The following is an 18715-nucleotide window of genomic DNA, read 5'->3' as shown; positions in this document are numbered from 1 at the left end:
GCCGCCCCGCACAGGGGCGACGCCTGAAGCGCGCTAACGTAACGCGGATGCCAGCGCAAAGGCCAAAAACACCGACCAGCGCCACATACACCACGAAGGCAACCCACGACCGCATCGCCAGGCACAGCATCGCAGACAAAAAAACCAAACCGCAGCACAAAATGCTGCCCCCACCCCTAAAAAAACCACATCCACGTTAATAAAGGATTTATTTGGCGAATCACTCGCCATCCCCCTCTCTGTAGTATGAAACGGTCCGCTCCCACTCGCGAAGCGAAGAACCGAGACCCCGCCCCATGCAAAAACGTCAATCCCTGACCGACTCCGACCGCAAACACCTGATCCACCCGGTAATCAGCTATCGCGCCCACGAAGCACGCGGCGTCACCGTGCTGGAATCCGCGCAAGGCGTCTACCTCCGCGACATCGACGGCAATGAACTGCTCGACGCCTTCTCGGGCCTCTGGTGCGTGAACACCGGCTACGGCCATCAAAGCATCGTCGACGCAGCGATAAAACAGATGGCCCGCCTCCCCTACGCGACAGGCTACTTCCACTTCGGCTCCGAACCCGCCATCGAACTCGCCGCAAAACTCGTCGAACTCGCGCCCGCATCGCTGCAACACGTGTACTTCACGCTCGGCGGATCGGATGCCGTCGACTCCGCGCTGCGCTTCATCACGCACTACTTCAACGCGACAGGCCGTCCGTCGAAGAAGCACATCATCGCGCTGCAACGCGGCTATCACGGCTCGTCGTCGGTCGGCGCCGGACTCACCGCGCTGCCCGCGTTCCATCGCAATTTCGATGTGCCTCTGCCGACGCAACATCACATCCCGTCGCCCTACGCGTACCGCAATGATTTCGCCGACGACGCCGCCCTGATCGCCGCCTCCGTCGCCGCGCTCGAATCGAAAGTCGAAGCCCTCGGCGCGGACAACGTCGCCGCCTTCTTCTGCGAACCGATTCAGGGCTCGGGCGGCGTGATCGTGCCGCCTGTCGGCTGGTTGAAGGCCATGCGCGAAGCCTGCCGCAAGCTCGGCATCCTGTTCGTCGCCGACGAAGTCATCACAGGCTTCGGCCGCACAGGCCCGTTGTTCGCATGCGAAGCAGAAGGCGTCGAACCGGACCTGATGACGGTCGCCAAGGGCCTCACGGCCGGCTATGCCCCGATGGGCGCCGTGCTGATGTCCGATGCCGTCTATCAGGGTATCGCCGACGGCGGCGACGGCGCGGCACCGATCGGTCACGGACACACCTATTCGGCGCACCCCGTGAGCGCGGCGATCGGCCTCGAAGTGATGCGCCTTTATCACGAAGGCGGCCTGCTCGCGAACGGCATCGCGCGTGCGCCGCGCTTCGCGCAAGGGCTCGACGCGCTGCTCGCGCACCCCCTCGTCGGCGATGCGCGGCATCGCGGCCTGCTGGGCGCGCTCGAACTCGTCGCCGACAAGCAAACGAAACAGGGCTTCGACGCAGCACTGAAACTGCCGGACCGCATCGCTGCCGCCGCCTACGCGAACGGCCTCGTGTTCCGCGCATTCGGCGACAACATTCTCGGTTTCGCTCCCGCGCTGTGCTACACCGAAAGCGAGTTCGACCTGCTGTTCGAGCGCCTCGAAAAAACGCTCGACGACGTGCTCGCGCAAGCCGACGTGCGCGCCGCACTGAAGGGTTCGATCGAATTTAAACGCCGCGCGGCTGCGTGATAACATCGACCGACCCTTCGACATGCGGGACCAACCGACTCACGATGAGCACCGACTGCAAGCTGGACCGAATCGATCTGCGCATCCTCTCGCAGTTGCAAAAGCGAGGGCGAATCACCAACGTCGAGCTGGCCGACGCAGTCGGGCTGTCGCCGAGTCCTTGTCTGATCCGCGTGAAGCGGCTGGAGAAGGCGGGTTATATCGTCGGGTACGGCGCGCAGATCCAGCTCGAAAAGCTCGGCGATGTGCAGATCGTGTTCACCGAGGTCACGCTCGCCGACCATCGCCGCGAAGACTTCATCAAGTTCGTCAACGCAATCAGGGACGTCGACGAGATCGTCGAATGCCATCTGGCGAGCGGCGGCTACGACTATCTGCTCAAGTTCATCACGCGCAGCGTCAGTCACTACCAGAGCATCGTCGAAGGGCTGCTGGAGCGCGATATCGGCATCGAAAAGTACTTCAGCTACGTCATCATCAAGACGCCGTTCGTCAAGACGCACTACCCGCTCGAAACACTCTTCTCACAGAACCATCATTGAGGCGCAGCGGGTGCGGCGAGGCGGCCAAACTCGTCCGCCAGAAAATCGACGCACACGCGCACCTTCGCCGACGACGCCAGCCGCGCCGGATACACCGCCCACACATTAGCGGGCTGCGTGACGCCGGGCAGCACCTGCACGAGCGCGCCCGAGTCCAGCAGCGCGCGCACGTCCCACATCGAACGCAAAACGATGCCGCGCGCCGCAAGCGCCCATTGCACGGCCACTTCGCCGTGATTGGTCGACAGCGGCCCCGTCACCTTGACGGAGACAGTCTCGCCGCGTTCCGTCAGACGCCAGATGCCGAACGGATGGTCGCGCTCCTTGATCGCGAGGCACTGGTGCGTGCCGAGGTCCGCCAGCTGACGCGGCGTGCCGTGACGCTTCAGGTAGTCCGGCGACGCGCACAGCACGCGATGGTTCTCCGCCAGACGCTTCGCGATCAGATGCGGCGCGATGTCGTCGCCGATACGAATGTCGAGATCGAAGCCCTCGCCCGCCACGTCGACGATGCGATCGAACAGGTCGAGCCGCACGCTCAGTTGCGGATAGCGCTCGGTGAGCCGCGCCAGCGCCGGCGCCACGACATGCCGCCCAAAGCCGAAGCTGCTCGAGATTCGCAAGGTGCCGCGCGGCACGCGGCGCGTGGTCGACACGTCTTCGACCAGCCGGTCGACGTCGTCGAGAATCTTTTCGGCCCACGCGTACACGCGCTCGCCCGCTTCCGTGATCGCGACGCGGCGCGTCGAGCGATGAAAGAGCCGCGTGCCCAGATCCGCTTCGAGCATGTTCACGCGCTTGCTGACATACGCCGCCGACACCGACAGCGCATCCGCCGCCGCGCTGAAGCTGGCTTTGCGGGCAACGGTACAGAACACGCGCAGGTCGTCGAGGTTCGGCGATTTATTCACAGTTCGTGCATAGTGGCTTAACCGAAAGCGCGATTTTATGACGGTTAATCAGGAATAGACTAGTCGTTATTGAACGCTGGGTCTGAATGACCCGAACCCTTTCCCGCACATTCTTGGCACATTCCCGACGAGGAGACGCATATGACCCGCAACTATCGCATCGCAGTGATTCCCGGCGACGGCATCGGCAAGGAAGTGATGCCCGAAGCGCTGCGCGCGCTCGACGCCGTCAGCAAGCGCTATGGCATCGGCATCGACTATCAGCATATCGGGTGGGCGAGCTGCGACTACTACGCGCAGCACGGCCAGATGATGCCCGACGACTGGAAGCAGCAACTCGAAGGCGTCGACGCCGTGCTGTTCGGCGCGGTCGGCTGGCCCGACACCGTGCCCGATCACATCTCGCTTTGGGGCTCGCTGCTCAAGTTCCGCCGCGAGTTCGACCAGTACATCAACCTGCGTCCCGCACGCCTGTTCGAAGGCGTGCCGTCGCCGCTCGCGGGCCGCAAGGCGGGCGATATCGACTTCATGATCGTGCGCGAGAACACCGAAGGCGAGTACTCGTCGGTGGGCGGCACGATGTTCGAAGGCACCGAGCGCGAGTTCGTGATGCAGCAGTCGATCTTCACACGCAAAGGCTCCGAGCGCGTGCTGAAGTTCGCGTTCGATCTCGCGCAGCGCCGCGAAAAGAAAATCACCGTCGCGACCAAGAGCAACGGCATCTCGATCAGCATGCCGTGGTGGGACGCACGCGCCGCCGAAATGGCCGCGCGCTATCCGGACGTGAAGTGGGACAAGCAGCACATCGACATTCTTTGTGCACGCTTCGTGTTGAATCCCGATCGCTTCGACGTGGTGGTCGCGACCAATCTGTTCGGCGACATCCTGTCGGACCTGGGCCCGGCCTGCACGGGCACGATCGGCATTGCGCCGTCGGCGAACATGAACCCGGACCGCACGTTCCCGTCGCTGTTCGAGCCCGTGCACGGCTCGGCGCCGGATATCGCGGGCAAAGGCATCGCCAATCCGATCGCGATGATCTGGTCGGCGGCGATGATGCTCGATTTCCTCGGCAACGGCGCGGGCAAGGAACGCGAAGCGCACGACGCGATCCTCGGCGCGATCGAAGCCGTGCTCAAGGAAGGCCCGCATACGGGCGATCTGGGCGGCAAGGCGAATACGGCTGAAGTCGGCGCGGCGATTGCGCATCGCCTCGCCTGAACCACAGGAGTGTTTAGATGACCAAGCGATATGAGTTGAGCGAACTGATCCGCAGCGACAATTTCATCGACGGCAAGTGGGTTGCGTCGGCAAAAGGCAAGCGCTTCGACGTGACGAACCCGGCCACGGGCGAAGTGATAGCGCAGGTCGCCGACAGCGACGCCGCCGACGCACGCGCCGCCACCGATGCCGCCGCCCGCGCCTTCCCCGCATGGCGCGACGCATTGCCGAAGGACCGCGCGGCCGTGCTGCACCGCTGGCACGCGCTGATGGTCGAGAACGCCGACGCGCTGGGCCGCCTGATCTCGCTCGAACAGGGCAAGCCGCTCGCCGAGGGACGCGGCGAGGTGATGTACGGCGCGTCATACGTGGCGTGGTTCGCAGACGAAGCGACGCGCATCTACGGCGACATCATTCCGCAGCAGCAGCGCGGCAAGCGCATGAGCGCGGTGAAGGAACCCGTCGGCATCGTCGCCGCAATCACGCCGTGGAATTTTCCGCTTGCGATGATCGCGCGCAAGATCGCGCCCGCGCTTGCAGCGGGCTGCACGGTCGTCGGCAAGCCTGCCGAAGACACGCCGCTGACGGCCCTCGCGCTCGTGATGCTCGCGCATGAAGCGGGCGTCCCGGCGGGCGTGCTGAACCTGATCCCGGCGTCGCGCGAGAACGCGGTGCCCGCCGTCGGCGACTGGCTCGAAGACAGCCGCGTGCGCAAGATCACCTTCACGGGTTCGACGCCCGTCGGCAAGTATCTGGCGCGCGAATCGGCGCAGACCTTGAAGAAGCTGTCGCTGGAACTGGGCGGCAATGCGCCCTTCATCGTCTTCGACGACGCCGATCTCGACGCCGCCGTCACGGGCCTGCTGGCCGCGAAATTCCGCAACGGCGGCCAAACCTGCGTGTGCCCGAACCGCGTGTACGTGCAGTCGGGGGTGTACGAGCGCTTCGCGGACCTGCTCGCAACGCGGGTCGCCGCGCTGAAGGTCGCGCCTGCCACCGACCCCGCCGCGCAGATCGGCCCGATGATCAACGCCCGCGCAATCGACAAGATCGCGCGTCACGTCGACGACGCCGTGAGCCGCGGCGCGCGCGTGCTGACGGGCGGCAAGCGCCTGCCGGAGCTCGGTCCGAACTACTACGCGCCGACCGTGCTCGCCGACGCGACGCCCGACATGAACCTGAGCTGCGAAGAGACCTTCGGCCCCGTCGCGCCGCTGTTCCGCTTCGACGACGAAGCCGAGGCGATCCGCGCCGCCAACGACACGCCGTTCGGCCTCGCATCGTACTTCTATAGCCAGGACGTGCGGCGCATCGACCGCGTCGCGCGGCAACTGGAAGCGGGCATCGTCGGCATCAACGAAGGCGCGCTCGCGAGCGAAGCCGCGCCGTTCGGCGGCGTGAAGGAATCGGGCTATGGCCGCGAAGGCTCGAAATACGGCCTCGACGACTACCTGTCGATCAAATACCTCTGCCAGGGCGGGCTCGAATGAACGCGCATGCCTATCCGATTGAAGTCGCGTTTCCCGACATCGCCATACACGAGCGCAGCGACACGGGCATCGCGTACGTGCATACCTTCGATTCGGGCGTCGCCGGCCCGCACGTGATGATCAACGCACTCACGCACGGCAACGAGGTGTGCGGCGCGATCGTCGTCGATGCGCTGCTGCGCGCGAAGCTGCGTCCACGGCGCGGCAAGCTGACGCTCGCGTTCGCGAACGTCGATGCGTATGCGCGTTTCGATCCGTCGAAGCCGGATGCGGCGCGCTTCGTCGATCAGGACTTCAACCGCGTGTGGACGGCGCAAACGCTCGACAACGCCGAGCTCGATTCGAGCGAACTGCGCCGCGCACGCGCGATGCGGCCCGCGATCGATAGCGTCGATCTGCTGCTCGACCTGCATTCGATGCACGAAAAGAGCAAGCCGTTGATCGTGGCCGGGCCGCTCGACAAGGGCATCGCGCTGTCAAACAAACTCGGCACGCCTGCTACGGTGATCTGCGACGAAGGCCATCCCGAAGGCCGGCGCATGCGCGATTACGAAGGCTTCGGCGATCCGCAAAGCGCGAAGAACGCCTTGCTGATCGAATGCGGACAGCATTGGGAAGCAGGCGCGGTAGCCGTTGCGCGCGATGTGACGGCGCGCTTTCTGCTGCTATCGGGCGTGGTCGATGAAGCCGACTTGCCCGAAGGCTGGACGCTGCCGCTGCCCGACGAAATGCTGATCGTGCGCGTGACGGAGCCGGTCGTCGCGAAGAGCCTCGACTTTCGCTTCGCAGGCGACTACACGGGCCTCGAGGTGTTTCCCGAAGCGGGCAGCGTGATTGGCTGGTCGGATGGCGAAGCGGTGCGCACGCCCTATCCCGACTGCATGCTCGTCATGCCATCGCTGCGGCAGCTGCGCGCGGGCGTGACCGTCGTGCGGCTCGGCAAGATCGAGCAGCGCATCCGGCGCGCGCAATAACCAGCGTCGTCGTCAATTCCAACCATCGTCAACGAAAACACGAGATGAAAGTCCAGCAGATCAAACAAAGCATCGCATTGCAGGGGCTGGAAGACTGGGGCACGGCCGGTCTTCCAGGCACGCCGGATATCCACGTATCGGGCGTGCAGAAAGTGATTCGTGGCAGCGAGGCGATCGATACGGGCATCTTCGAATGCACGCCCGGCACGTACCGGCGCTCGGTCAAGCAGGCCGAGGTGATGCACTTCCTCAGCGGCCGAGGCCGCTTCACGCCTGACGGCGAAGACACGGTTCACTTCGCGGGCGGCGATACGCTGTTCTTCGAGGCCCATACGGAAGGCACATGGGAAGTCGAAGAGACGATGCGCAAGGTCTACGTGATCTTCTGACCGCCTGCGATCGGTAAGAGCCCTGGTGACCTGCGCAGCAAGCGTCTGACATAACACTACGTCATGGGGACTCCAACAATTCCGGCGTTGCTCCGTCGAAATTGACTCACTATATTTTCAATCAATCCCGCGTTGTTCTGCTTCCTGCGCCACGCCGGAAGCGCGACAGCACGACCTGGAAGATGTCTTTCGCTTCAACCGTGTCGAGGAAACAGTCGTGATCAATAAAACGAAGTTGCGCCCATTAGTTATGACGCTCGCGTTGAGCATCGCGGGGTTGTCGCCCGCGTTCGCGGCGGGGAAAATCACTTTCGTCTCACAAGGCGGCACGTATCAGGAAGCGCAGACCAAGGCGATCCTCGATCCCGCCGCGAAGCAGTTGGGCATCACGATCAACCAGGACAGCATTCCCGACGCGTGGCCGCAAATCAAGGCCCAGGGCGCAACGGGCAAGCCGATCTGGGATGTGGTCGATACGCCCACCTCGAACTGCCTGCGCGGCGGCCGCGAAGGCCTGCTGGAAAAGCTGGACTTCTCGAAAATCCCGAACGCGGCAGCCGTGCCGGAAAAATACCGTACGCCGTATTCGGTTGCGTACGAGTTCTATTCGACCGTGATCGGCTACAACAAGAAGACCCTCAAGAAGGTGCCGCAAAGCTGGAAGGACTTCTGGGACGTGAAGAACTTCCCCGGCACGCGAGCGCTGCGTAACGATCCGCAAACGGTGCTCGAAGCGGCGCTGCTCGCCGACGGCGTGCCGCGCGACAAGCTCTATCCGCTGGATGTGGATCGTGCGTTTAAGAAGTTGCAGCAGATCAAGCCCGACATCACCGTGTGGTGGACTTCGGGCGGCCAGTCGGCGCAATTGCTGCACGACGGCGAAGTGGACATGACGATGATCTGGAACGGCCGCGCCAGCGCAGTGAAGAAGGATGATCCCGATGTCGACTTCACGTTCAACGACGGCATTCTGCAGAACACGCAGTTGTGCGTGCTGAAGAACGCGCCGAATCTGCCCGACGCGATCAAGTTCGTCAACGCTGCGGTGTCGCCGGATTTGCAGGCGAATCTGCCGCTCTATATCGACTACGGTCCTGGCAACCCTGCGGCGTTCAAGACGGGCAAGATCACGGCGAAGCGCGCTAGCGAATTGCCGAGCTCGCCGGATAACGCATCGAAGCAGGCGCTGATGTCGGAAGAATGGTGGGCCTCCGACGCCGGCATCGAGGCCAAGGCACGCTGGCTGAAGTTCATGCAGTAACGTCTGGCCAGGCAGGTCAGCGCATGCGCCCGCAGGAATGTTGTTCGTCGCGGGCGCTTTTCATTTGATTGCTGTTTTCACGCACGGCCGGCGACGCGCCGCACACCATTCGACGTGATCGACTATCTGATACTGGGCGGCGGCTCGGCGGGTTGCGTGCTGGCCGCGCGACTGTCCGAAGACATGGACAAGACCGTGTGTCTGATCGAAGCGGGCCGCGACATCTCGCAGACGAGCATGCCCGCTGCGATCCGCAGCCGCTATCCGGGCCGCGCGTATCTCGACACCAGCAACATCTGGCAGCAACTGAAAGCACGCATGAGCGCGCCAGTGGCGATGCGCCGCTATGAACAGGCGAAGCTGCTGGGCGGCGGTTCGGCCATCAACGCGCTGATGGCCAATCGCGGCGCACCCGCCGATTACGACGAATGGGAAGCGCTCGGCGCGCGCGGCTGGAACTGGCAAGCGTGTCTGCCCTACTTTCGCAAGCTCGAAACCGATTGCGACTTCGGCGGTGAGCTGCATGGCGCGGATGGGCCGTTGCGCATCCAGCGCACGCGCTGGCCGCGTATCTCGCCGTTCGTGCAGGCCGTGCTCGGCACACTGCAACAGCGCGGACATGCGTTGCGCGACGATCAGAACGGGCCGTGGGAAGACGGAACGTTCGTGGGGTCGATCGCCGTGAGCGCAACGGGCGAACGCATCCCGACTTCCGTCTGTTATCTCGACGATGCCGTGCGTGCGCGCAAGAATCTGTCGATACGCACGGGTCTCGTCGTCGATCGGATTCTGTTCGACGGGCAGCGTGCGACGGGTGCGCGGCTTTTGCATGCGGACGGCACACATGAGGATCTGAACGCGGCGCGCGTGATCGTGAGCGCGGGTGCGATTCATAGTCCTGCGCTGCTGCTTAGAAGCGGCATCGGTCCCGCCAGCGATCTCGCCGCGCTCGGCATCGAAGTGCGCGCGGACCGCGCGGGCGTGGGACGCAATCTGATGGAGCATCCGTCGATTGCCGTGTCGGCGTTTCTGCCGCGCGGTGCGCGCACGCCGTTTCCCGACGAGCATCATGAACAGGCAATCGTGCGTTTTTCTTCCGGCTTGCCCGATACCGTGCCCGGCGACATGCACGGCGCGATTCTGTCGCGTTCGGGCTGGCACTCGGTCGGTTATCGGCTGGGGACGATCTTCTTCTGGGTCAACAAGTCGTATTCGCGCGGGTCGGTGAAGCTCGCATCGGCGAATCCGTTCGATGAGCCGCTGGTCGACTTCGCCATGCTGTCGGACCCGCGCGATCTCGAACGGTTGAAGCTTGCGTTACGGTTCGGTGCGCAGACGCTGGCGGCGCCTTCAATGGCCGCCCATCGCGATGCGATTTTTCCGTCGAGCTATTCGCCGCGCGTCGCAGCGGTGGCCGTGCCGGGCATGTGGAACGCGTTGCAGCGTGGGGCGTTGAGCGCGTTGCTCGATATCGCCGGGCCGTTGCGCGGGTCGCTGATCCGGCGCGTGGTGACACAGGGTGTTTCAATCGATGAACTGCTGGCCGATGATCAGGCGATGACCGGGTTTGTCACGCGATCGGTTGGCGGAACGTGGCATCCGTCGGGAACGTGCAGAATGGGCGCGCCCGATGATCCGCTGGCCGTGACCGACGCGGACGGCGCGGTGTATGGCGTGGAAGGACTGCATGTGTGCGATGCGTCGCTGATGCCTTCGATTCCGTGTGCGAACACGAATGTGCCGACGATCATGGTGGCGGAGAGGGTGGCCGAGATGATAAGAGCGTCGGGAAGCGTCCGAGCTGGGTCCTATGCCCCGATTTGCCTTTAAGAAAAAATACAACAATTTTGTTGCACATATCCACTTATAAATATAACATTAATGTTGTACATTTCTCCCTTCACAACAACATAGGGAGAACATGAAATACAGCGAGTTCAGGAAGTGGCTGAAGCAGCAAGGTGCGACGTTCGAAAGGCACCGAAGCGGCTCCAGTCACTACCGGGTAACGCTCAATGGCAGGACCACCATCTTCCCCGATCACGGTGCGAAGGAAATGGGTAAAGGACTGGTGGAGCCATCAGAAGCAACTCGGTATCAGGTGAAGCAGAGAGCCCTGCGTGAGCTCTCTCACTCGCGTATCACGTCCATGTTCTTTGCAAGAATGGCAAACCACGACACACGTATGCTCAGCTACCCGATTAGCCTGACACCCGACGACAACGGAACGTTGCTCGTCACGTTTCCGGATGTTCCCGAAGCCATCACCGTCGGCGACGACGAAGAAGACGCGAAAGTGCAAGCGCTGGATGCGCTCGAGGCCGCGTTCGAAATCTACTTCGCGCAGAAGCGAAGCATCCCGATGCCGTCAAAGGCCAAACGGGGGCAACCCGTCGTCACGCTGCCGGCGCTCGTCACCGCAAAAGTGCTGCTCGCGGATGAAATGCTCCGCCAGAACGTACGAAAGGCCGAACTCGCGCGGCGGCTCAGCGTCAACCAGGTGCAGGTGGATCGACTGCTGAACTTCGGCCATTCATCGAAGATCGAAATGGTCGAGTCGGCGTTTGCGGTATTGGGTAAGCGTCTTGATGTTCGCGCCGTGTAATCGGCGCCGTATTTCCCGGGATGGAAGGCCCGCGTCAATGGCGCTTTCCATTCCGTCTCTCACGCGCCAAACCCCACTACCCCCTTCACCTCCAGAAACGCCTCCAGCCCCCACTCGCCATACTCGCGCCCGTTCCCCGACTGCTTGTACCCGCCGAACGGCGACCCCGCATCCCAGGCGGGATAGTTCAGATACACGCTGCCCGCTCGCATCCTGAACCCAACCCGCCGCGCCCGCCCGATATCCGCCGATTGCACATAAGCGGCCAGCCCGAACGGCGTATCGTTGGCGATCGCGATCGCCTCTTCTTCGTCGCGATACGGCATGATCGCCAGCACGGGGCCGAAGATCTCGTCGCGAGCAATCGTCATCGACGGGTCCACGTTCGCGAACACCGTCGGCTTCACGTAGTAGCCGCGCGTCAGCCCATCGGGACGCCCAACGCCGCCCGCAACCAGTTGCGCACCTTCGTCGATGCCGATCCCGATCAGCCGCTGCACGCGCCCGAACTGCACGTCGCTGACCACCGGGCCCATGGTCGTATCCGCGGCGTCCGCGGGACCGACACGATGGGCATCCGCCGCGCGCCGCGCGATCTCGACCGCTTCGTCGTGCCGCGACGCGGGCACGAGCATGCGCGTCGGCGCATTGCACGATTGGCCGCTATTGCCGAAGCACGCATTGACGCCCGCTGTCACCGCCGTGTCTAAATCGGCGTCATCGAGCAGAATGTTCGCCGACTTGCCGCCCAGTTCCTGGTGAACGCGCTTGACGGTCGGCGCAGCGAGCTTCGCAATCTCGATACCCGCGCGCGTGGAACCCGTGAACGACACCATGTCGACGTCGGGATGACTGCACAGCGCCGCGCCCACGGTCGGCCCATCGCCGTTGATGAGATTGAACACGCCAGAAGGGACACCGGCGGCATCGATAATCTCGGCGAACAGCACGGCATTGAGCGGGGACACCTCGCTGGGTTTCAACACCATCGTGCAGCCTGCGGCGATGGCCGGCGCGACCTTGCAGACGATCTGATTGATCGGCCAGTTCCACGGCGTGATCAACGCGACGACACCGACAGGCTCGTGATTGATCAGCGTCGTGCCCTTCTTGCGCTGCCATTCGAAAGTCTCGCAGGTGCGCAGCACTTCTTCCAGATGCCGTTTGCCAAGACCCGCCTGCCACGCATGCGAGAGCTTCGCGGGCGCGCCGATCTCGCGCATGATCGTCTCGGCCATCTCGTCATAGCGTTCGAGATACGCCGCGAGAATGCGCCGGATCAACGCAACGCGCTCTTCTGGCTGCGTTTGCGAGAACGACGCAAACGCGCGCTTCGCCGCCGCCACCGCGCGCTCGACATCCTGCGCATTGCCGAGCGCCACTTCGGCGAACGGCTCTTCGGTGCAAGGATCGATGACAGGCAGACGCGCGGAGCTGGACGGCTCGACCCACGCGCCGTCGATATAAAACTTCAGTGAATTGGACATCCGGTTTCCGTAGAAAGAACTCAGGCCCGCGCGACCGCCGACGAACGGCGGCTCACGACGACGATCATCACGAGGCACAGCGTCAGCGCGGTCAGCATCGTGCTGATCGCGGCGATGGTCGGATCGATCTCGTCGCGCAACGTGACGAACATGCGCCGCGTCAGCGTCTGGTTCGAGCCGCCCGAAATGAACAGCGCGACAACCGTTTCGTCCAGCGCCTGAATGAACACGAACACTGCGCCGGAGATGACACTCGCCTTGATCTGCGGCAGCGTCACCGTCATGAAGCTGCGAAAGCGGTTCATGCCGAGGCTGCGCGCGACCATTTCCTGGGTACGGTCGAAGGTCCGCAAATCCGCGCCCACCGAGATCAGCACATACGGCAAGCCGAGCATCGTATCGGCGACGATCAGCCCGGTCAGCGTATTCACATACCCTGCCTGCGTGAACACGAAAAACACGCCCACTGCGACGATGATGATGGGGACCATCAACGGCAGCATCAGCAGCGTGCGCAGATAGCGCATCGACCAGTGCGAGCCGTGCTGGATACCATACGCCGCCGCGATGCCCAGCGGCGTCGCGATCAGCGCGGCGCACACGGAGGCCGTCAGCGTCACACGCGCCGCGTCGATCCATGCGGGGTTGTCGAAAAACGAGTGATACCAGCGCAGCGAATACGCAGGCGGCGGAAACGTCATGAAGCGCGTATCGGAGAACGACAGCGGCACGACGATCACCACGGGCAGCATCAGAAACACGAGGATCAGCACGACGCCCGCACCGAGCGTCAGCCTTCCGAATGAGAGCTTGTTCATTTCGCGCCCAAGGTCTTTTCGAGTGGAATCACGCGGCTCGCTGCATAGAAGATCGCGAACACGCAGACCAGCAACACGACGCTCACCGCGCTCGCCGCGCCCCAACTGTTGTATATCTCGACATTGCGGCTCACCACCATCGACACCATGATCGACTTGCCGCCCCCCATCAGCTCGGGCGTGATGTAGAAGCCGAGGCACAGCACGAACACGAGCGTCACGCCGGCGACCACGCCGCTCATCGACAGCGGCAGGAACACGCGCCAGAACACGTGCAACGGCGAACCACCCAGGCTCGCGCCCGCCTGCGACAGGTTGCCGGGAATCTTCTGCATCGCGGAGTAAAGCGGCAGCACCATGAACGGCAACAGGATGTGCACCATCGCGACGATCGTGCCGAACTGGTTGTACGAAAGCTGCAACGGCCTGTCGATCAGCCCCATCGACAGCAGCGCCTTGTTCACGAGCCCCGTACGTTGCAGCAGCACGAGCCACGCATACGTGCGCACGAGCACGCTGGTCCAGAACGGCAGAATCACCATGCCGAGAATCAGCGCGCTCCATTTTGGCGGCACGGACGCCGCGAAATAGGCCACGGGATAACCGAGCAGCAAGGTAATGCCCGTCACGATGATGCTCAGCTTGAACGTCATCAGAAACGTGTCGAGATACGTGCCCGTGAAAATCCGCCGATAGTTGACGAGCGTGAACGCGCCGTCATGGTAGATCGATTGCCACGAAAGCCACGCCAGCGGCAACACCAGCAGCACCACGACGACGAGCAGCGCGGGCGCCATCAGCAGCAGCATCGCGCGGTCTTCGCGCTGCTGGTGGCGTACCGACGGATCGATCGTAGTGGCCTGCATCACAGTCTGTTCCTGCAAAACGTGTTTGGCTGTCGTCATCATGCACCCACTGCGTCCAGAAACTGATACCACGCGGCGACGAGCCTGACGCCCGGCGCGCGCAGCGAATGAAACGGCACGGGCCGCAAGCCTTGCTGGGCCAGCAGCGCCAGCTCGGGCTTCTCGCCGAGCGCCAGCGCAGCAGCATGCTGCCCGATCAGGCTCGCCATCGCGACACCTGCCCCGTTATACCCGAGACAGAACGTCGTGACGTCGTCGCTGCGCCCGACATGCGGCAACGCGTTGAACGTCATGCCCACATATCCCGACCAGCCGTACTCGACACGCACGTTCGCGAGATCGGGAAAGAGCGCGACCATGGCGCGCTGCAACGCATCGAAGCCCGTTGCCTGCCCTTCCTTGCCGAACGCATCGCGGCCGCCGAACAGCATACGGCCGTCCACCTTGCGAAACCACTTCATCATCCGACGTGTTTCGGTGTAGCTGCGCCCGTTGACCATCAGCTTCGCGTCGAGTTCCGCCGGCAATCGCTCCGTGGCGATCATCGCGCTGCGAAACGGCACGAGTTCGCGCTGATACGACGACGTGGCCTGCGTGAGGTTCGAGTACGCATTGGTCGCGACGATCACCTGCTTCGCGCGCACGCTGCCGCCGGGCGCGCGCAGCATCACGCCTTCCTGCACGCGCGTCATGTCGAGAATCGGCGTCGCTTCGTAGATCGGCACGCCGCGCGCCGTCAGCGCACGCGCAATGCCGCACACGTATTCGAGCGGCAGGATCGTGCCGGCATCGGCGCTCAGCACGCCGCCGACAAAACCCTTCGAACCCGTTTCGTGCGTGATTGCCTCGCGCGACAGCACGCTCATCGAGTCATCGCCAAGCTGCGTTCGCACCCAATCCGCTTCCGCGCGAATCGACGCGAACGCGCGCTCGGTGTGCGCGCAGCGCAGGCTGCCCGTATGTTCGAAGCGCGCCCGCTCCAGCTTGAACTCATCGACGAACTGCTCGACCACGCGCACGCCGTCGTGCGCGAGCCGGTGCATGCGTCTCGCGGTGTCGAGGTCGTAGGTGCTTGCTATCGACGGAAACGACAGCCGGAACTTCGACGACACCACGCCGCCATTACGCCCGCTCGCGCCCCAGCCGACGGGATTCGCGTCGAACATCGCGCAATCGACTCCGCGCTTTTGCAATGCGTACGCCGCCGCGAGCCCCGAGTACCCCGCGCCGATGACCGCCACCTCGACGCTCAGATCGCGCGCAAGCGGCGAGCCCGTGCTGACGGGCGCATCCGTGACGGGCGAGCGCGCAGCCATCGCCCGCCAGAGCGAGTCCGGCTGCGGCCGGTACGGTGTCGTCGGTGCGAGCATGATCAGGCGGCGCGCGCTTCGGCTTCGACGGCGTCGGCGAGCGCGGCGAGCGTCGCGAACTTGAACGTCGGCTCGGTGACGGCTTCGGGGACGGGCGTCGCGCCGAAGCCCTTCAAGCCCTGACGACGCTCGATCCAGCAGGTCGCATAGCCGAGCTTCGTCGCGATGCCGATATCGTGATACTGGCTTTGCGCGGTATGCAGGATTTCGCTGAACTTGTAGCCGAATGCCGCCTGACGTCCGCGGTTGTACGCGAAGAACTGCGGATCGGGTTTCGCGACACCCGTTTCGTCGCAGCAGACGGTGTCGTCGAACGGATCGCCGAGCGTGTGCGCATACGCCGACAGCGCGACGCGGTCTGCGTTCGTCATCGCCACCAGACGATAGTGCTTGCGCAGGCGCTTCAACGCCGCGACGGAATCTTCGAATGCGGGCCAGTCGAGCACGTCGCGCTGGAACGCGGCGGCCGATTGCGCGTCGTCGGGCAGGCCCAGTTCTTTCGCGACGTACAGATAGACGTTGGCCATCTCATGGCTCGAGCGTCCCGGATACGTTGCACGGCCGCGCATGTACGGCTCGAAGATCGCTTCGTCGGTCAGGTCTTTCGCTTTCGCGCCGCCCAGACGCCGTATGGAGGCGAGCACGCCCTTTTCGAAGTTGATCAGTGTGCCGACGACATCGAACGTCAGTACCTTGAAATCGGTGAGCTTCATTGCATCATCCCTTTGCAGTTTGCGTGAATCGCGTAAGAAGGCATGCCCGTGCACAGGCGGTGAGTGAAATCAGGCGGGCACGACGATCGTGTCCTGAGGGTCGAGCGCGACCGTCATCTGCGCGCCCGGCGATGGAATGCGCCGGCGCGCTTCGTGGCTGCCGGGTTGTCGAAGGCTGATGGCCGTGCCGTCGGCGAGCGCGGCGAACACGCGCAGGCTCTCGCCCTGATACAGCACTTCGGTGACGCGGCACGACAGGCGGTTTGCGTGCGCGACGCCCTGCCCGTGCGCGCCGTCGATCACGAGCTTCTCCGTCTGCACCGCGAGCAGCAGCTTGTCGCCACGCGGCAGCGGATGCGCGGTGCGCAAGACAGCGTCGCCGAGACGCACGGCGTCGTCGCCGGCGCGGCTGACGTTGAGCAGCGTCGCCTCGCCGATGAAGCTCGCGACGAACGCATCGCAGGGACGGTCGTAGAGACGCTCGGGCGTATCGATCTGCACGAGCTTGCCGTCCTTCAGCACCGCGACGCGGTCGCTCATCGTGAGCGCTTCACGCTGGTCGTGCGTGACGTTGACGATGGTCGCGCCGAGCTTGCGATGCAAGCGGCGCAATTCGATCTGCATGGTTTCGCGCAGTTGCTTGTCGAGCGCGGAGAGCGGCTCGTCCATCAGGATCAGTTGCGGCTCGAACACCATGGCGCGCGCGAGCGCCACGCGCTGACGCTGGCCGCCCGACAGCTGGCTGATATTGCGCGACTCGTAGCCGTTCAGTTCGACCATCGCGAGCGCGTCGGCGACTTTCTTCGCCCAGCCCGCTTTCGGCTCGCGGCGCGCGCGCAGCGGGAAGGCAACGTTCTCGCCGACGGTCATATGAGGAAACAGCGCGTAGTTCTGGAAGACGATGCCGATGTTGCGCTTGTGCGGTGGCGCAAATGTAATGTCGCGCTCGCCGACCCAGACCGTACCGGAACTTGGCTGCACGAAGCCGCCGAGGATGCCGAGCAAGGTCGTCTTGCCCGACCCGGACGGCCCGAGCAGCGACACGAATTCACCCGGTGCGATATCGAGCGATACGTCGTCCAGCGCGACCACTGGACCATAACGCTTCGCTGCCGACCTGATCGATACTCCCGTTTTCGCTCGTGCGTCCATGACGTGTGTCTCGCTGGAAATGGGTGTGTTGAGAAAAATATAAGTCTCGTTCTTTTTGACAGCAATTCCCAAATTGTTGGATCGGGCATAACATCAGGTCATGCCCAACCTTCGCAAGAAACTGCCGAGTGCGAATGCGCTGTTCGTGTTCGAAGCGGCCGCCCGCTGCGGCAACTTCACGCGCGCTGCGCAGGAGCTCTATGTGAGCCAGCCTGCCGTGAGCCGCATGCTTGCGCGCATGGAGGACCATATTGGCGTGCGCCTGTTCGAGCGGGTGCGCGGCGGCATTGAGCTCACCGAAAGCGGCAGGATTTTGTATCGCGCGATCTCTGAAGGTTTCAATGGCGTTGAAAACGCAATCAGGGAAATCGAGGCCCGCGCGACGGGGGTCGAGTCGGTGACGTTATCGGTTTCCACCGGTTTCACCACGCATTGGCTGATGCCGCGCATGAGCCGGCTGAATCAGGCTTTCCCTAATATCGATTTGCGGTTTCAGCTGATATCGGGGCGGATTGGCGGACCGCTTCACGATGTCGATCTCGGGATGCGGTTTTTGCACGATGGCGAGATTGACGAGCACGCGGTGCTGGTTATGCCTGAGACGCTTTTGCCTGTTTGCAATGAGCGGTATCGGGAGAATGCGTTAAGCGATGCAGGGCGTGCGCATGGGGACACGGTGATCGTCATGGACGACGAGGAGCGCGGCTGGCATGAGCGATTCGGCGCGTTTGTCGGGCATGGGCGGCATGTTGCCGGGATGCTGAGTTTTAATGATTATGCGATTGTGGTGCAGGCGGCGCTGCTTGGGCAGGGGATAGCGCTCGGGTGGTTGAATGTGGTTTCCCACTGGCTTGCGCAAGGGGCGCTTTTGCCCGCTGAGCAGGAAGTTATTGTTACGAGTCGGCGGTGCTGTTTGGTGCGGCCTGCTAATAAGCCTTTACGGCCTATTGTGGATGAGGTCCGCGATTGGCTCATCGAGGAAACTCGTAATGATTTGCGGATCATTGAGAAGAAGTATCCCGGGCTTGGGTTGGGGGAGGCTATGAAGCTCACTGGGCTAAGGTTTGGGTAGCTTTTTTGTCTGCGACGCTGGGGTGGTTTTTTATAGGCTTTCGCTGGCGTCCGCGTCGGGGTGGTTTGCTTTGGGTTTGGCGCTGGCATCCGCGATTCGTTAGCTCGCTTCAGGCGTCGCCCCTGTGCGGGGCGG

17 protein-coding genes and 1 pseudogene are annotated in these 18715 nt (G+C 63.3%); 11 read left to right on the top strand and 7 right to left on the bottom strand.

Features of this window, described 5'->3' with window-relative positions; genetic code table 11:
• Window positions 1–296 precede the first annotated feature (296 nt).
• Entirely contained in the window at window positions 297–1709 is a 1413-nt protein-coding gene (locus KFO72_RS36460) for an aspartate aminotransferase family protein (protein ID WP_225034120.1), read from the top strand.
• Between the two features lie 44 nt (window positions 1710–1753).
• Window positions 1754–2251, top strand: coding sequence for an Lrp/AsnC family transcriptional regulator (locus tag KFO72_RS36455; RefSeq protein WP_054931812.1), 498 nt, complete (start codon window positions 1754–1756; stop codon window positions 2249–2251).
• Here the strand turns inward: KFO72_RS36455 and KFO72_RS36450 are convergent.
• On the bottom strand, window positions 2245–3162 hold the full coding sequence (locus tag KFO72_RS36450) for a LysR substrate-binding domain-containing protein (protein WP_054931811.1): 918 nt from the start codon (window positions 3160–3162) through the stop codon (window positions 2245–2247). The genes KFO72_RS36455 and KFO72_RS36450 overlap by 7 nt on opposite strands.
• 141 nt (window positions 3163–3303) lie before the next feature.
• Here KFO72_RS36450 and KFO72_RS36445 point away from each other — a divergent pair, with 141 nt between their 5' ends.
• The 8 genes and pseudogenes from KFO72_RS36445 to KFO72_RS36410 all read left to right on the top strand — a co-directional run bounded on the left by KFO72_RS36445 (window position 3304) and on the right by KFO72_RS36410 (window position 11102).
• Window positions 3304–4383, top strand: coding sequence for a tartrate dehydrogenase (locus KFO72_RS36445; protein WP_054931810.1), 1080 nt, complete (start codon window positions 3304–3306; stop codon window positions 4381–4383).
• A 17-nt stretch (window positions 4384–4400) separates the two neighbouring features.
• On the top strand, window positions 4401–5873 hold the full coding sequence (locus KFO72_RS36440; RefSeq protein WP_225034119.1) for an NAD-dependent succinate-semialdehyde dehydrogenase: 1473 nt from the start codon (window positions 4401–4403) through the stop codon (window positions 5871–5873).
• A complete protein-coding gene (locus KFO72_RS36435; protein WP_225034118.1) occupies window positions 5870–6847 on the top strand; it encodes a M14 family metallopeptidase in 978 nt (325 codons plus the stop codon). The genes KFO72_RS36440 and KFO72_RS36435 overlap by 4 nt, the downstream gene beginning before the upstream one ends.
• A 44-nt stretch (window positions 6848–6891) precedes the next feature.
• Window positions 6892–7236, top strand: a complete 345-nt coding sequence (locus KFO72_RS36430; protein WP_062917736.1) for a cupin domain-containing protein — start codon at window positions 6892–6894, stop codon at window positions 7234–7236.
• 250 nt (window positions 7237–7486) lie between these two features.
• Window positions 7487–8497 (top strand): ABC transporter substrate-binding protein, encoded by a 1011-nt coding sequence (locus KFO72_RS36425; RefSeq protein WP_225034121.1) that lies wholly within the window; start codon window positions 7487–7489, stop codon window positions 8495–8497.
• Window positions 8498–8611: 114 nt separating this feature from the next.
• Window positions 8612–10327: a GMC family oxidoreductase gene (locus tag KFO72_RS36420; protein WP_225034117.1), complete on the top strand. Its 1716-nt coding sequence runs from the start codon at window positions 8612–8614 to the stop codon at window positions 10325–10327.
• A gap of 91 nt (window positions 10328–10418) precedes the next feature.
• Window positions 10419–10511, top strand: a pseudogene (locus tag KFO72_RS36415) (type II toxin-antitoxin system HicA family toxin); the annotation flags it as partial.
• Window positions 10512–10682: 171 nt separating this feature from the next.
• A complete protein-coding gene (locus tag KFO72_RS36410; RefSeq protein WP_054931814.1) occupies window positions 10683–11102 on the top strand; it encodes a type II toxin-antitoxin system HicB family antitoxin in 420 nt (139 codons plus the stop codon).
• Window positions 11103–11161: 59 nt separating this feature from the next.
• Here KFO72_RS36410 and KFO72_RS36405 read toward each other — a convergent pair whose 3' ends face one another.
• The 6 genes from KFO72_RS36405 to KFO72_RS36380 all read right to left on the bottom strand — a co-directional run bounded on the left by KFO72_RS36405 (window position 11162) and on the right by KFO72_RS36380 (window position 17508).
• Window positions 11162–12589 carry an aldehyde dehydrogenase family protein gene (locus KFO72_RS36405; RefSeq protein WP_176957093.1) on the bottom strand — a complete coding sequence of 476 codons (1428 nt, stop codon included), beginning with the start codon at window positions 12587–12589 and terminating at the stop codon, window positions 11162–11164.
• Between the two features lie 20 nt (window positions 12590–12609).
• Window positions 12610–13407, bottom strand: a complete 798-nt coding sequence (locus KFO72_RS36400) for an ABC transporter permease (RefSeq protein WP_007583256.1) — start codon at window positions 13405–13407, stop codon at window positions 12610–12612.
• A complete protein-coding gene (locus KFO72_RS36395; RefSeq protein ID WP_107204361.1) occupies window positions 13404–14315 on the bottom strand; it encodes an ABC transporter permease in 912 nt (303 codons plus the stop codon). Before KFO72_RS36395 ends, KFO72_RS36400 begins: the two co-directional genes overlap by 4 nt.
• Entirely contained in the window at window positions 14312–15643 is a 1332-nt protein-coding gene (locus KFO72_RS36390; RefSeq protein WP_225034116.1) for an NAD(P)/FAD-dependent oxidoreductase, read from the bottom strand. Before KFO72_RS36390 ends, KFO72_RS36395 begins: the two co-directional genes overlap by 4 nt.
• Window positions 15644–15645: 2 nt before the next feature.
• On the bottom strand, window positions 15646–16356 hold the full coding sequence (locus tag KFO72_RS36385; RefSeq protein ID WP_062917730.1) for an HAD-IA family hydrolase: 711 nt from the start codon (window positions 16354–16356) through the stop codon (window positions 15646–15648).
• A gap of 69 nt (window positions 16357–16425) precedes the next feature.
• Complete coding sequence (locus tag KFO72_RS36380) at window positions 16426–17508, bottom strand: ABC transporter ATP-binding protein (RefSeq protein ID WP_062917729.1); 1083 nt, start codon at window positions 17506–17508, stop codon at window positions 16426–16428.
• A 100-nt stretch (window positions 17509–17608) separates the two neighbouring features.
• Between KFO72_RS36380 and KFO72_RS36375 the strand changes: the two genes are divergently transcribed.
• Window positions 17609–18580 (top strand): LysR family transcriptional regulator, encoded by a 972-nt coding sequence (locus tag KFO72_RS36375; protein ID WP_054931799.1) that lies wholly within the window; start codon window positions 17609–17611, stop codon window positions 18578–18580.
• The last annotated feature ends 135 nt before the right edge of the window (window positions 18581–18715 follow it).

This window comes from Paraburkholderia sp. XV (genome assembly GCF_020177535.1).
GTDB lineage: Bacteria > Pseudomonadota > Gammaproteobacteria > Burkholderiales > Burkholderiaceae > Paraburkholderia > Paraburkholderia caribensis.
Note: the sequence above shows the minus strand (reverse complement) of the source record. Positions and strands in the feature narration are given on the sequence as shown.

Excerpts from the sequence above, each read along its gene's own strand:
- KFO72_RS36400 (WP_007583256.1), bottom strand. The coding sequence starts at position 13,407 with ATGAACAAGCTCTCATTCGGAAGGCTGACGCTCGGTGCGGGCGTCGTG.
- KFO72_RS36440 (WP_225034119.1), top strand. The coding sequence starts at position 4,401 with ATGACCAAGCGATATGAGTTGAGCGAACTGATCCGCAGCGACAATTTC.
- KFO72_RS36375 (WP_054931799.1), top strand. The coding sequence starts at position 17,609 with ATGCCCAACCTTCGCAAGAAACTGCCGAGTGCGAATGCGCTGTTCGTG.
- KFO72_RS36425 (WP_225034121.1), top strand. The coding sequence starts at position 7,487 with ATGACGCTCGCGTTGAGCATCGCGGGGTTGTCGCCCGCGTTCGCGGCG.
- KFO72_RS36405 (WP_176957093.1), bottom strand. The coding sequence starts at position 12,589 with ATGTCCAATTCACTGAAGTTTTATATCGACGGCGCGTGGGTCGAGCCG.
- KFO72_RS36460 (WP_225034120.1), top strand. The coding sequence starts at position 297 with ATGCAAAAACGTCAATCCCTGACCGACTCCGACCGCAAACACCTGATC.
- KFO72_RS36395 (WP_107204361.1), bottom strand. The coding sequence starts at position 14,315 with ATGATGACGACAGCCAAACACGTTTTGCAGGAACAGACTGTGATGCAG.
- KFO72_RS36390 (WP_225034116.1), bottom strand. The coding sequence starts at position 15,643 with ATGCTCGCACCGACGACACCGTACCGGCCGCAGCCGGACTCGCTCTGG.
- KFO72_RS36455 (WP_054931812.1), top strand. The coding sequence starts at position 1,754 with ATGAGCACCGACTGCAAGCTGGACCGAATCGATCTGCGCATCCTCTCG.
- KFO72_RS36380 (WP_062917729.1), bottom strand. The coding sequence starts at position 17,508 with ATGGACGCACGAGCGAAAACGGGAGTATCGATCAGGTCGGCAGCGAAG.
- KFO72_RS36445 (WP_054931810.1), top strand. The coding sequence starts at position 3,304 with ATGACCCGCAACTATCGCATCGCAGTGATTCCCGGCGACGGCATCGGC.
- KFO72_RS36435 (WP_225034118.1), top strand. The coding sequence starts at position 5,870 with ATGAACGCGCATGCCTATCCGATTGAAGTCGCGTTTCCCGACATCGCC.
- KFO72_RS36385 (WP_062917730.1), bottom strand. The coding sequence starts at position 16,356 with ATGAAGCTCACCGATTTCAAGGTACTGACGTTCGATGTCGTCGGCACA.
- KFO72_RS36430 (WP_062917736.1), top strand. The coding sequence starts at position 6,892 with ATGAAAGTCCAGCAGATCAAACAAAGCATCGCATTGCAGGGGCTGGAA.
- KFO72_RS36410 (WP_054931814.1), top strand. The coding sequence starts at position 10,683 with ATGCTCAGCTACCCGATTAGCCTGACACCCGACGACAACGGAACGTTG.